At 68.9% G+C, this 15,194-nt stretch carries 4 protein-coding genes; all 4 read left to right on the plus strand.

Features of this window, described 5'->3' with window-relative positions; genetic code table 11:
- Positions 1-147: 147 nt before the first annotated feature.
- The 4 genes from BX604_RS16210 (at position 148) to BX604_RS16225 (ending at position 15,021) form a co-directional block, all read left to right on the plus strand.
- Positions 148-12,561, plus strand: a complete 12,414-nt coding sequence (locus tag BX604_RS16210; protein ID WP_098552909.1) for a filamentous haemagglutinin family protein — start codon at positions 148-150, stop codon at positions 12,559-12,561.
- Between the two features lie 193 nt (positions 12,562-12,754).
- A complete protein-coding gene (locus BX604_RS16215) occupies positions 12,755-13,468 on the plus strand; it encodes an STN domain-containing protein (protein ID WP_098551687.1) in 714 nt (237 codons plus the stop codon).
- A 6-nt stretch (positions 13,469-13,474) separates the two neighbouring features.
- Entirely contained in the window at positions 13,475-14,023 is a 549-nt protein-coding gene (locus BX604_RS16220) for an RNA polymerase sigma factor (RefSeq protein WP_098551688.1), read from the plus strand.
- 8 nt (positions 14,024-14,031) lie between these two features.
- Entirely contained in the window at positions 14,032-15,021 is a 990-nt protein-coding gene (locus BX604_RS16225; protein ID WP_257146336.1) for a FecR family protein, read from the plus strand.
- Positions 15,022-15,194: the final 173 nt, after the last annotated feature.

The raw sequence follows: 15,194 nt of genomic DNA on the forward strand, positions 1-15,194 counted from the left end.
GCCGCTTCGTCAGGGCGTTAGATGACGGATGTTGCTAACGGGGAATTCGCTATGAGCGGTCGTACGCAGAGGCAGTCGAAATCGGTCCAATCCGCCGGGCAGGCGCGCCTGCTTCGGGTCCGCCCGCTGTGTCACGCGATCGCGCTGATGCTCGCTGCGGGTAGCGGCGCGCACGCGCACGCGGCGGGCATCATGAATCTGGGGCAGGTGGCGGCGCGCGCGCCGGGCGGCGGCGCGGCGGGTGCGGGCGGTTTGCCGGGTGCGGCGAACCTCGGCGTGTCGCCGCAGCAGGCGCTGCAGGCGAGCCAGCCGTCGATCCGCAACCTCGGACATGCGGCGCAGGCGGTGGCCGCGCAGATCGCCGCGCAGCAGAGCGCGGCGGCCGCGGCGGCGGCGCTGCCGTCGACCGTGCCGAACGGCCTGACACCGGGCGGGTTGCAGGTGGCGGCGGGCGCGACGAACGACCCGAACAATCCGGTGCTGTGGTTCAACGCAAACGCGCCGACACAAAACGTCGATGCGTCCGGCCACGTGAACGTGGACGTGAAGCAGACGGGCCAGAACGCGGTGCTGACGTGGGAGACGATGAACGTCGGGCGTCAGACGACGCTGAACTTCGACCAGTCGGCGGGCACGCAGACGAACGGCGCGAACAACTGGGCGGTGCTGAACCGGGTGAACGACCCGAGCGGGCGGCCGAGCCAGATTCTGGGGAACGTCACCGCGCAGGGCGCGGTGTACGTGATCAACCGCAACGGCGTGCTGTTCGGCGCGGGCTCGCAGGTGAACGTGCATTCGCTGGTCGCGTCGTCGCTCGATCTGCTGAACATGAACGACTACAACCAGACCTACGTCAACCGCCTGCCGGTCGCGGTCGGCAATCTGGTACAGGATGCGGCAGGCATCGTCGCGAGCAACCAGCAGTTCCTGAGCCTGCCGGCCGGCACGACCGGCGGCCTCGCGTATCCGGCATCGGGATCCTCGGGCACCGTGCAGGGCGAGGGCGGCGTGCCGTACGAGGTGCTCGGTCTGGGCAACCAGGTCGGCGTGAGTTCGTCGAGCCAGTATCAACCGTCCGGCGGCATCACGATCGAGCCGGGCGCGTCGATCACGACGCACATCAACGGCACGATCAGCGACGGCGGCTTCGTGATGATCGCCGCGCCCGACGTGACGAACGGCGGCCGCATCACCGCGACGGCCGGGCAGGTGGTGCTGGCCGCGGGCGTTGGCGTGAGCCTGCGGCCGAACACGAACAATCCGCAAGTGCTGCTGCCGGAGCTGACCGGCAAGATCATGATCCCGATCGACACGTATTCGTCGATCGACCTGACGCCGGCTGGCACGCTGACCAACACCGGCATCATCGAGGCCGCGCGCGGCAACGTGAACCTGCTGGGCAGCCGCGTCGCGCAGAACGGTGTGGTCGGCGTGACGACGAGTGTGAACGCGCCGGGCACGATCACGATTTCGACGGTCGACGAATACAACGCGAACAACCCGGCCGGCAACGCGTATTTCGGGCGCGCCCTGCTGACGAACAGCGACGGATCGGGCGTCAACGACACCAATCGCGCAGGATTGCTGAGCTTCGGCCCGAACTCGGTGACCGCCGTGCTGGCCGACCAGGACGGCCAGAAGGTGACGTCGGCGCCGGGCACGAGCTTCACGCCCGGCAGCATCTCGATGACGGCCGGCTCGGTCTGGTTCCAGGGCGGCTCGCTCGTCGAGGCGCCGGGCTCGAACGTTTCCGTCGCGGCGCTGTCCCCTGCAACCTATGCGCCGTCGCCGGACATCCAGGCAGTCGGCGGCCGGATCTACGTGGACGACGGCGCGACGATCGACGTGTCGGGGCTCGCGAACGTCGCACTGCCGATCTCGGATACGCTGGTGACGGTCGGCCGCGTCGGCCTGAACGAACTCGCGGATTCGCCGCTGCTGCGCGACGGTTTCCTGTTCGGCCTGAAGAACGTCGTCGTCGACAGCACGCTGTCCGGCACGCGCAGCGACGGCGTGCAGTGGGTCGGCAGCCCGATCCTGAACCTGTCGGGTTATGTAAACCTGATTCCGCGCACGGTCGACCAGTTGCTGACGAACGGCGGCACGATCACGCTGTCGGGTAACGAAGTGATGACGGCCGCCGGTTCGTCGATGAACCTGAACGGCGGCTACGTGCACTACGACGGCGGGATGGTGAATACGACGCGGCTCGTCGACGCGAACGGCGCGATCGTGCCGATCGGGCAGGCGAGCCCGTACGACAGGTATGTGGGCATCGCCGGCGAGTTCATTGAATCGCACCCGCGCTGGGGCGTGACGAAGACCTGGTACAACCCGCTACTGAACGCAGGCGTCTACGTGGGCGACTACATCGTCGGCGGCAACGCCGGGACCTTGAACCTGTTCGCGACGCAGGCGCTGGTGCTCGACGGCGACATTACCGCCCAGGCGTTTGCCGGATCGAAGCAGGTGCAGGGCAATAGCGAGCCGTCGGGCGGCACGTTCAGTCTCGGCAACAACGCGCAGCTCACGCAGGGCAGCACCACGTCGACGTCGGGCGACAAGAGCCTCGTGATCCTTCAGCCGCAGGCGCCGCAACTGGACGCGCTGGCGCCGGGCTTCGGGATCGCGACGCCGCTCGATCGCGACGCGCTGAATGCGCTGCCCGACACCGATCCGGACAACCTGCTCGCGACGCACGTCGTGCCGGTCGACACGCTGAACCGCGGCGGATTCTCGAAGCTCAACGTCATCGAGGACAAGATGGCGGGCAAGGGCTATGTCGTCACGGACGGCACGCAACTGAAACTGCAACCGGGCGGCAGCATCACGCTGGCCAACGGCATCCTCAGTCCGCACCCGATCACGGTGCTCGGCGATCTGGTCGTGCCGTCGGGCACGATCGCGCTGTCGACCTATGGCGATATCGTGGTGGGCCCGGACGCGCTGCTCAGCACCGCCGGCCAGTGGGTGAACAACGACACGCAGGCCGCGGCCGGCACGACGCCGGGCGGCAGCCACTACGTGAACGGCGGCAGCATCGTGCTGTCGGCCGGCGGCGGGATCGACCTGCAGGCGGGCAGCGTGCTCGACGTGTCGAGCGGCGGGCAGATGCTGTCGAACGGCCGGCTGCTGTCGAGCAACGGGATCCCGGTCGGCAAGGGCGGCAACGTATCGCTGATCGCCGACGCGAACCCGCTGTCGTATCTCGCGCCGCCGCCGGACGTCAACCTGAAGCTGGACGGCACGATTCAAAGTTACGGCTTCGCCGGCGGCGGCACGCTGACGTTGCAGACCTCGGGATTCCAGATCGGCGGCGATGCGTCGTCGGCACCCGCGTGGGCGCTCGCGTTGCCGGCCGATTTCTTTTCGCGGCAGGGGTTCGGCAGCTATCTGCTGAAGGCGATGTTCGATGCAAGCGTCGTGCCGGACACGACCGTGCTCGTCACCCAGCAGAACCTGATTCCGGACGTGCCGGCGCTGCAGCGGGCGCCGAGCGGCGCGAATCTCGCGGCGGGCGGGCTCACGTCGATCGGCGCGATCGACGCGTATCACCGGCAGCCGACGCAGATCGCGCTCACCGGCGGGAACTACCTGTGGGCCGGGCCGAACTACCTGAACCTGACGGGGCTGTCGGCCGGGCCCGTGCCGATCTACCCGGATGCGACCGGCAGCGTGCTGATCGGGCACGGCGCGTCGATCGTCACCGATCCCGGCGGCAGTATCGGGCTCGGTTCGCCGACGCAGGTCACCGTGCTCGGCTCGCTGGTCGCGCCGGGCGGCGCGATCACGCTGAGCGCCGATTCGCACGCCAACAGCCCGTACTCGCAGAGCGGACAGTTCGACTCCGGCTATACGAGCGCGGGCAAGTCGGTGTGGCTGGGATCGGACGCGGTGCTCGACGTGTCCGGGGTCGCGCTGACGAACCCGCTCGCGGCGCCGGTGAAGAACGGATCGACGATCGGTGTGCCGGTGACGGGCAAGGTGCTGCCGGGCGGTTCGGTCGCGCTGTCCGACGATTCGGGCTTCGTGGTCGCGCAGGCCGGTGCGCGGATCGACGTGTCCGGCGCGTCGGCGCACTTCGACCAGCTGCAGGCGAACGGCACGTACGCGTCGCAGCCGGTGTGGAGCGACGCCGGCTCGATCACGCTGGCCGCGTCGCACGGGCTCTTCTTCGATGGCACGCTCGACGCGCATGCCGGCGCGGCGCAGGCCCAGGGCGGCACGCTGGCGATCCTGCCGCGTCTGAGCGGTGCAACCGCGCTGGTCGTGCGACAAGGCGGCACGCTCGTGCCGGCCGGGTTGACGCCCGGCCAGGATTTTTCGAGCGCGATCGATCCGACGACCGGCCTGCCCGTCGTCGCGCAAGGGGGCGTGATCCAGTTCGCGGCTGATCGGTTGAACGGCTCGGGGATCGCCAGTCTCGTGCTCGGCGATCCCGCCGTGATCGGCGTACCGGTCCCGATCGTCTTTGCCGGCGACGTCGATCTGAAGCTGGCCGAATCGGTGAGCGTGAACAGCGGACGTATCGCCGCGATCAGCGACGCGCAACTGAAGACGCTGCTGTCGACGCCGCCGGCGCAATCCGATCCGTACTCGACGCCGACACCGGTGCTGCAGACGATGCTCGCGCAGCCGCAGCCGGCGATCGGAAGCACGGTGACGATCGATGCGCCGTATGTCGCGTTCTTCGGACCGCAGATCACCGGATCGACGGAACCGTTCAGGCCGGTCGCCGCGGCCTCCGATGCGACGCTGAACGTGAATGCGTCGTTCATCGATCTCGAGAATCAGTTCCAGCTGAACAACTTCGACAACGCGAATTTCACGAGTCGCGGCGACATCCGGCTCAGCTCGACGAATGCGCCGCTGACGGCGGACACGCCGCTCGCGCCGGGCAAGCTCTATACGCCCGGCAACCTGACGTTCAAGGCGGCGGACGTGTATCCGTCAACCGGCAGCACGTTCATCGTCGATGCGGTCGGGCCCGTTGACAGTGCGACGGGCAAACCGGTGCCGACGACGGTCACGTTCGAATCGAACGGCACGTCCGGTACGCCGCTGTCGGCCGGCGGCACGCTGCTGGTCGATGCGACGCACATCGTGCAGGGCGGCACCGTGCGCGCGCCGTCGGGCACGCTCGTGTTTGGCGTCGGCGATCCGTCGAATGCGGCGACGCAGGCGCAGTTCGACAACCTGCCGCTGGTCGCGACCGACTCGGTGACGTTGGCAAGCGGCAGCGTGACGTCGGTGTCGAACGGCAACCTGACGCTGCCGTACGGCACGACCGTGGATGACGTCGAGTGGCAGTTCAACCCGTCGGCGGGCAACGCGCGCCCGGACCTGAGCGCACCGCCGGCGAAATTCATCGGCGTGAACGGCAGCAGCGTGGCACTCGACAAGGGCGCGACCGTCGACCTGTCGGGCGGCGGCAACCTGCAGGCGGTCGAATGGGTGCAGGGCACCGGGGGCACGCGGGACGTGCTGTCGCAGTACAACGTGAGCTACGCGACCAACGCGTCGGGCGTTGCGGTGCCGGTGAATGCCGGCAGTACCGATGTGTATGCGATCGTGCCCGGTGTGCAGTCGCCGGTCGCCGCTTACGATCCGGTGTTTGCGCAAACCGTGCAGCCGGCGACGAATGCGAACGGTTCGGTGAGCAGCGCGACGCTCAGTGCGGGCGTCGGGCAGGCGTCGCTGACGAGTGCGATCGGCAAGGCCGTGTATCTGTCGGGGGTGCCGGGGCTGACTCCGGGCTACTACACGCTGCTGCCGGGCAAGTATGCGACGCTGCCGGGCGCGTATCGCGTGACGGTGTCGAGCACGACGGGCAATGTCGCGCCCGGCGCGAGCACGGTGTTGCCGGATGGGACGGTGGTGACGGCGGGTTACTTCGCCAATGCGCTGACGGGCAGCCGCGGCGCGATGCCGACGCTGTTCAACGTGCAGTCGGGGCCGGTGTGGCAGCAGTACTCACAGTACACGCTGCAGGACGCCAACAGCTTCTTCCCGGCGCTCGCCACGGGCAAGGGGAATGTGACACCGCCGTTGCCGATGGACGGCGGGCAACTGGTGCTGGCCGCGACGAAGGCGCTCGCACTTGGGGCGACGCTGAATACGGCGGCGGCGACAGGCGGTGCGCCGGCCGAGGTCGATATCGCGTCGCAGGATATTCAGGTTACGGGTAGTGGCGCGCCTGCATTGGCGGGGTATTTGCAAGTGAGTGCGGATGCGCTCGATTCGTTGAATGCGGGCAGCTTGCTGATCGGCGGTACGCGCACGGCCACCACGAACGGTGTGACGATCACGCCGATCGCGAATAGCGTCGTGGTGTCGAACGACGGCAATACGTCGCTGAAGGGGCCGGAGATTCTGCTGGTCACGAAGGCCGATGCGAACGGCACGGATCCGAGCGCGGCGAACGGGCTGCGCGTGGATGCGGGCGCGTCGATTACAGCCGACGGCGATTACCCGGCGGCGAAGGACCAGCCGATCGCGATCGCAGGCGACGGCGCGCTGCTGCGCGTGTCGAACGGCGCGATGGCGCCGCTCACGCGCACCGATAGTACGGGCACGGGGCTGCTGACGGTCGGTGCCGGCGCGACGCTCGCGGGCGGGCAGGCGCTGACGCTCGATTCGTCGGGCGACCTGAAGGTCGATCCGAGTGCAGTGCTGTCGGCGAAGGCGATCACGGCCGATGGCTCCGCGATTACGTTCACGAACGCAGGTGGAGCGGCTGCTGCGACCCTGCCGGGCTTCGTGATCGACCCGGCCGGGCTTGCGCAGTTCGCGAACGCGCAGCAAGTCACGCTGCGCAGCTATGGCGCGATCGGTTTCGTGGGCGACGTGAACGCGACGTTCGGCAACAGTGTCGATTTGAGCGCGGGCACGTTCACGAGCGACGGCGGTCATGTGACGTTGAATGCGCCGCAGATCGCATTCACGAACGAAGAGAGTGCACCGAACGCGACCTCGACCACTGGCAGCGGCACGCTGACGGTCAACGCGAAGGAGATCGACTTCGGCACGGGGACGAAGACATTGAGCGGATTCGGCTCGGTCAGCATGACCGCGACGGGCGGGATCGTCGGGCAGGGCACGGGCACGTTCGACTTCGGCGCATTGCCGGTGACGCTTGCCGCGCCCGTGTATCTGGCCGATACGAGTTCGGCGTCGACGGTCCAGACGACCGGCGCGCTGACATTGAATGGCGCACCGGGTAGCGCACTGACGAAGACGCCGGTAGGCGGTGCATTCAACTTCATCGGCGGCACGCTTGCCGACAACGGCGCGACGATCATGGCGCCGGCAGGCAACGTGAGCCTTGAGGCGACGAGCGGCGACCTGACGATCGGCAGCGGTTCGACGGTGAGTTCGGCGGGCGTATCGAAGCAGTTCTTCGACGTGACGCAATACGCGCCGGCAGGATCGATTACGCTGACCGCGGACCACGGTACGGTCGACGTGCAATCCGGTTCGACGCTGGACTTCTCGGGTGCGACCGGTGGTGGCGCAGCAGGCAGCCTGACGTTGTCAGCTCCGCAACAGGTCGTGAACCTGAACGGCACGTTGAAGGGCGGTGCGGCGGCCGGCTACGCGGGCGGTTCGTTGTCGCTCGATACGAGCGGCGCGGCGGACCTCGACGCCCTTGCTAAAACGCTTGCCTCAAGCGGCGTGAACAACGCGATCACGATGCATACGAAGGCGGGCAATCTGACGCTGTCTTCAGGCAACACGCTGACCGCGCATACGGTCTCGCTGACCGCGGACGGCGGCGCGGGCAACGCCTCGGACACCGCGAACGGCAACGTGAACGTGCTCGGCACGATCGACGCATCGGGCAACGCGGGCGGGGAGATCGACCTGTATGGCCGCAGCGGCGTGGATATCGAAGGCACGCTGCTCGCGCGCGGCTCGGACGCGAAGCAACGCGGCGGCAAGGTGAACATCGGCACGAGCGCGGTGTTCGATCCAACGATCGTCGACGCGAACGGCCACTCGATCGCGACCAACGCGACCTACGGCTACGAGAACATCGAACGGGCGAACTCGGGCCGGATCGTGCTGGGCGCGAACGCGCTGATCGACGTATCAGGCGGCACGGCAGGCGGCCTGTCGGGCGGCACGGTGAATTTCCGCGCGCCGCTGTTGATGGACGGCACGACCAACGTGACGCTGAACGCGCCGTCGGATCCGAAATACGGAATCAAGGGTTCGCGTTCGACGACGCTCGAAGCCTATGCGGTATGGAGCACGACAGACGCGACGACAGGCGCGCAGCACTTCGACGGTATCGTCGATCCGGCCGGCTGGTACGACGCGACGGGCAACCTCGTGTCGGGCACGTTCACCGACGGCAATGGCAACACGGTGCTGAACTACACCGCGGGCAGCCTGAGCGCGGATCAACTGAAACCGTACCTGAGCGCCGACTATTTCGTACCGGCAACGGCGAACGCCGATCACCAAACCTTCTACGGCTATCAGAACGGCGACGCGACGGCGGCGGCGCCGGGCACGCTGATGGGCTTCGTGCGCGACGGGCTCGCCGCGATGCCGGATCCGTTCGCCGGCACCGGGATCGCGAACGCGCGCGTGGTGCCGGGCATCGAGCTCGACAACCCGAGCGCCGCGATCAACGGCGGCAACATCCAGGTGCTGACGAACTGGAATCTCGGCGCGGGCGCGTCGGCGTCCGATCCCGCGTTCCGTTTCCACGGCCAGGCGCCGATCGTGACGCTGCGCGCGGAGAACGGCGTGAAGGTCAATGCCAGCCTGACCGACGGCTTCTTCCAGATCGGCAATCCGCTCGGCGGCGGGTCGATCGTGGTGCCGCCGCTGTCGTCGCTGGACGCCGCGCAAGCGGCCTACCAGACGCCGAACGGCACCTATGCCGAATACGGCTACGGCGTCTGGTACTACGGCCAGACGTCGCTCGGCGGCCCCGCGCACCACATCACGTTCGGCCCGGGCCAGCCGGTCGGCGGTACGCCGGAGGAAATCGCCGAGTACTACACGCTCTATACCGCGTATGCGGAGTATCTCGGCCGGACCGCGACCTCCGACATCACCGCACCGCTCGGCTGGAAGCCGAACAACAGCAACATCCAGATCATCTTCCAGTTCCATTTCGGCGGGCAGCCGCAGGTTGGCGCGCCGGTGGCGCCGGTCGCACCGACCGCGGCCGAGCAGGCCGTCAATCCGGCGTCGTACCTGATCTACCTGAACGACTACAACAAGTACCTCGTCGCGACGAGCCAGTTCTACGCGAAGACGCTGAAGGAAGCCTATGTGCCGGCGGTGACGCCGCCGGCCGTCCAGCCGGTCGCGGTGATCACGTCGACGTCGATCGCGTTGCCGGTGCAGACCGACAACACGCCGGCGCCGGTCGCGACCGCCGGCAACCCGCTGCCGCTTCAGTCCGCGTCGCTGGCCGGCGGCGACAGCAGCTCGTTCCGCGTGGTGTCGGGCGCCGACCTGAGCAGCGTGAACCCGCTCGCGCTGCAGGCGCGCGCCGCGTTCAACGGCGGCAGCCCGAACGACGGAAGCGTCACGATGGACGGGCATACCGCGTATCTCGACGGCAACGGCATGCTGCTGCTCGCGCCGACGATGATTCGCACCGGTACCGGCTCGATCGACGTGGCCGCGGGCAACAACATCGCGTTGTTCGACCTGACCGCCAAGGACGATCCGGCCAACCCGCGCGTGCCGGGCGTGATCTATACGGCCGGCGCGCCCGATCCGAACGCGCCGGCACAGGGCACGACGACGCTGATCGTCAACGCCGGCGGCAACTCGTACCTGCCCGACATCCTGGTGTCGCCCGTCGTCAACCCGGACGCGGCCGGCGACATCCGGCTGCGCGCGCAGGGCGACATCACCGGCATCGAGTACACGACCGATACGACTGGCGCCGTCACCGGTCTCACGGGCAGCGACACGAGCCAGTACTGGTGGCAGTGGATGCAGATCACGCCGACCCGCACGTTGAGCGCCGGCAACACGTCGTCGTATGTGCCGATCACGCGCACGTCGATCGATTTCGGCGAGTTCAACCAGGGCGTGATGAGCGTCGGCGGCAACGTGTCGATCGACGCGGGCGGCAACATTGCCGATCTCGGCGTGTCGCTGCCGACGACCTGGTATCTGGACCGCACCGGCAAGGTGGTGACGGTCGGCGGCGGCAACCTCAGCGTGCACGCGGGCGGCGACATCCTGAGCGGCGACTACTTCGTTGCCCGGGGCACCGGCACGCTGACCGCGGGCGGGCAGATCGCCGCCGATTTCAGCGTGCCGCCGCCGTACCTCGGGCAACCGCCGCTGCCGGTGGCGACGGTGCTGGCGGTGCAGGACGGGATCTTCGACGTGAGCGCGCGGCAGGGCGTCGACATCGGCGCGGCGGTCGATCCGTCCTATACGAGCAGCAACGCGTCGCGCTACTTCGTGTACCCCGATGCGCAGCCGTATTCGGCGACGTCGGCGGTCAACGTGCAGTCGACCACCGGCGACGTGCGGTTCGGCACGCTCGGCAGCAACCTCGTGGGCGGCGGCACGGACCTGCCCGCAAGCCTGAACCTGACCGCGTTCACGGGGGGGATCATGGTCGCCTCGGGCGGCGTGCTGTTCCCGTCGGCGTTCGGTCAGCTGAACCTGATCGCGGATCAGTCGGTGAGCCTGTCGAGCCCGACCGCGACCTTCGGCATGTCGGATTCGGATCCGGCGGCGATGCGCTCGCCCACGCAGCCGTTCGCGGTCGCGAACGCACACGGTGCGAGCCCGTTGCACGCGGACGATACGAGCCCGGTGCGAATCTACAGCGTGAACGGCAGCGTGACCGACGGCGTACTCGATACGTCGAACGGCAACAGCGCAGGCTTCTACAAGAACATCGTCGACGTCGTGCTGCCGAAGCCGGCGCTGATCCAGGCCGGCCAGGACATCGTGAACCTCGCGTTCGAAGGGCAGAACCTGCGCGAAGCCGACATCACGCGGATCCTCGCCGGCCGCGACATCTACGACACGACGGTCGCGCCCAACAGCGGCGGCGCCGCGCCGCGGCTGTTGCTGGCCGGCCCGGGCACGTTCGACATCGAGGCCGGCCGCGACATCGGGCCGCTCACGAACCAGGCGCAGCTCTATGCCGCACTGACGTCGGCCTACCGCCCGACGCAGACCGGCATCGACGCGATCGGCAACGCCGACAACCCGGCGCTGCCGCACGAGAGCGCGAACATCAACGTGCTGTTCGGCGTCGGTCCGGGCGTCGACAATGCGGCGTTCATCTCGGCGTACATCGATCCGGCGAGCGCGGTGCCCGGCGTGCCGAGCGCGACGCCGGCGCTGATCGCGTTCATGGAGCAGTACGACGCCGGGCAGGTCATCGATACCGGGCTGGCCAGGGACAAGCAGGCCGCGCAGGCGCAGGTGGGCTCGCTGACGGCCGGCGACGCGTGGAAGCAATTCCAGGCGCTGCCGTCGTACGTGCAGCAGCTGTTCGCCGAGCAGGTGCTGTTCAGCGTGCTGAGCCGCGTCGGGCTCGACTACAACGATGCGGCGAGCCCGTACTACCAGCAGTACGCGCGCGGTTACCAGGCGATCAACACGCTGTTCCCGAGCGCGCTCGGCTACACGGCGAACAATCTCGGCGGCGGCACGAACGGCGCGAACCATCCGGTCACCACCGGCAACCTCGACATCCGCAGCACGACGATCCAGACGCAGCAGGGCGGCAACATCTCGATCCTCGGGCCGGGCGGGCGCGCGCTGATCGGCAGCACCTCGGCGCCGCCCGCGATCGTCGGCTCGTACGGCGCGGTCGTGGCCGGCCCCGGCACGATGGGGATCCTGACGCTCGAGCAGGGCGACATCGACATCTTCACCGACCAGAGCGTGCTGCTCGCGCAGAGCCGGATCTTCACCGAGCAGGGCGGCAACATGACGATCTGGAGTTCGAACGGCGACATCAACGCCGGCAAGGGCTCGAAGTCGGTGGCCGACACACCCGCGCCGAATTATGTTTGCGATCCGAACCATTACTGCACGGTCGACGCGCGCGGCGAAGTGACGGGCGCGGGCATCGCGACGTTGCAGACCATCCCGGGCGCGCCGGTCAGCGACGCGAACCTGATCGCGCCGCGCGGCACGGTGGACGCGGGCGATGCGGGGATCCGCGTGTCGGGAAACCTGAACGTCGCGGCGCTGCATGTCGCGAACGCGGACAACATCCAGGTGCAGGGCAAGGCAACGGGTATCCCGATGGTGCAGGCGGTCAACACCGGTGCGCTGACCGCGGCGAGTTCGGCGGCGTCGGCGGCGGGCCAGATGGCGCAGGATCTCGCGAAGAACAACGCGGGCGACGGCCAGCGGCGCTGGACGATCTCGGTGCAGGTCGAAGGCTTCGGCGACGCCGGCGGTGCGGACCAGAAGAAGCGGCGCGGCAGCGAAACCGTCGGCTACCGGCCGAACGCGTCGGTTGCGGTGCTCGGCCTCGGCGAGCCCGGCGACACGCAGCGGCGCTTTCTCACGCGGGAGGAGCAGAACCGGTTGAACGGAAGCTAGGGCGGCGTTCGTCTCGTCCGGCAGGCGGGCGACGGACGCAGGGATGCGACCGTGCCGCCGGCCGGTGCCGGCCGCCGGCACGCGCCGCTGACTTGGGAGTGTCACATCCGGTTTCTAGGATATGCCGTCCGGTTTCATGCGGATGGCGCTTCGGAGACCACGTCGCGTCGAACCTATTTTCCGGTTTCGAGCTATGACAGGCTACCGGGCGGCGGCCGGTGCGCTCGCGCTTGCCGCCTGCGTCGCGGGATGGGGTTTCATGACGACGCAGTATGCCCGGGGGCAGGATGCCGAGGTAGCCGATGCGCAACGCTTCGATCTGCCGGCGCAGCCGCTGGCGGACCTGCTGCGTGCGTTCTACGCGACGCGCCTCGTCGTCGTCGCGCCGAAGCCGTTGATCGACGGTCGCGTCAGCGCGCCGGTCCACGGCACCTATACGCCGGCGGACGCGTTGCGCATGGCGCTGGCCGGAACCGGCCTGCGGGCGAATGTCGTCGGCGCGGACCAGGCGGTCGTCGAGCCGGACGATGCGGCGCCGCCGGCCCGCGCGCAGTCAACGACGAACACCACCGACGGGGCACTGGATGGCGGCGACTTCCGTCCTTATATCGCGATGATCCAAGCGAACCTGACCACCGCGCTGTGCGCGTCGCCGCTGACCCGGCCGGGCGATTACCGGCTGGCCGCGCAATTGCTGATCGATCGCGGCGGCAAGGTCGCGATGGTCGACCTGCTCGCGTCGACCGGCATGCCCGCGCGGGACGCGGCGATCGGCCGCTCGCTGCGCGGGCTGACGCTCGACGTGCCGCCGCCCGCCGGGTTCCCCGAGCCGGTGACGATCCTGCTGCGCCCGGCGGGCAACGGGATCCACGCCGACTGCCCGGCCGCCGAACAGGAGGCGCGGTAACGCATCATGACCGACAGCACCCGCAGTCACCTGAAGAAGCTGCTCGAATCGCGCTACGCGCACTGGCTGCGCCGCTTCGAGCGGCTGGTCGGAACGCGCGACCGGGCCGCCGACCTGTTGCATGAAACCTGGCTCAAGCTGGAGAATGCGAGCGTGCCCGGTACCGTTTCGAATTCCGAAGCGTATCTGATGCGCATGGCGAACAACCTCGCGATCGACCAGCATCGTCGCGACCAGCATTACGTCGACCAGGCGGACATCGACGAGGTGCTCGAGATGCCCGACGATCGCGCCGATCCCGAACGGATCGTCGGTGCGCGGCTGACGGTCGACCTGCTGGCCGAGGTGTTGCAGGAACTGCCGCCGCGGCGCCGGGCGATCCTGCTCGCGGCGCGCGTCGAAGGGCAGCTCAACCGCGAGATCGCCGAGCGGATGGGCATCTCGCTGCGGCTCGTCGAGCTCGAGTTGCGCCACGCGATCGGCTATTGCCTCGAACGGATGAACGCGCGCGGCGAAAGCGGCGAGAGCCATACCAGCGGGCGGCGGAAATTTTGAATACCTCGATGATGACCCATCCGGACGACTCTCCCGACGACGTACAGGCCCAGGCCGCCAGGTGGCTCGTGCACCTTCGCTCGGGGCAGGTCACGCCGGCCGAGCTCGATGCGTTCCGGCAATGGTGCGCCGCGCATCCGCAGACCGCGGCGACGGTTCGCCAGATGTGGGCCGGACTGCGCCCGGCCGGCGTGCGCGTTGCCGAGCAGGAGGCGGCGGCAGGGCGCGCGGCGGCGGCCGGCACACGCCGCCAGGCCGCGTTGCGGCCGGGACGGCGCGCGTTCGTCGGTTTCGCGGTGGCGGCCGGCGCGTCGTGGCTCGCGTTGCGTCCGCCGTTCCGGCTGTGGCCCGCGCTCACGGATCTCGCCGCCGACTACCGCACCGGCACCGGCGAACAGCGCCAGATCGCCGTTGCGGAAGGCGTGACCGTCGCGATGGGCGCGCAGACGCGGATCGATGCGCTGCGCGCGTCGGCCGGTGCCGCGCCGCAGCGCGGCATCGACCTGCTCGCCGGCGAGGCGGAGATCGTCGCGGAGCCGGCCGCGCGCGGCTTCGTGGTCGTCGCGGGGCGCGGCCGGATGCGTGCGACGCAGGCGCGCTTCGATGTCCGTCGCGGCGACGACGGGCAGGTCTGCGTCACGTGCGTGTCCGGCTCGGTCGCGTTCGAGCATCCGCACACCAGGCTGACGCTGTCGCCCGCGCAGCAGCTCGTGTACGACGACCGGTTCGTCCATCCGGTCGCGACCGTCGATCCGGTCGCGGTCGTCGCGTGGCGGCGCGGGATGCTCGTGTTCGACGGCGTGCCGCTCGCGCAGGTCATCGACGAAATCAACCGCTATCGCCACGGGCGCGTGATTCTCCGGAACGCGTCGCTGGGCAGGACCAGCGTGGCCGCGCAGGCGCCGGTCTCGCGGCTCGATGCGCTGATCGACACGCTCGGTCACGCATACGGCGCGCGCATCACGCGGTTGCCCGGCGGCATCGTCGTGCTCACCTGACCCTCACGCTTACCACCGCCTGCCGTCGTGTCCCGGCGGCAGGCGCACCCCGCGCGCTTGCGGTATCCGGCGCGTCGCCCGTCATTTCCCATGAGGCCGTGAATTCCGGCGCTTCCCGTCCCGCGCGTGCAATACGCGGATGAGAGGCTGCCGGTCGGGCCCGTGCGCGTCCC

Origin of the sequence: Burkholderia sp. JKS000303, from assembly GCF_002563755.1 — a bacterium.
In the GTDB taxonomy this organism is placed as follows: domain Bacteria; phylum Pseudomonadota; class Gammaproteobacteria; order Burkholderiales; family Burkholderiaceae; genus Burkholderia; species Burkholderia anthina_B.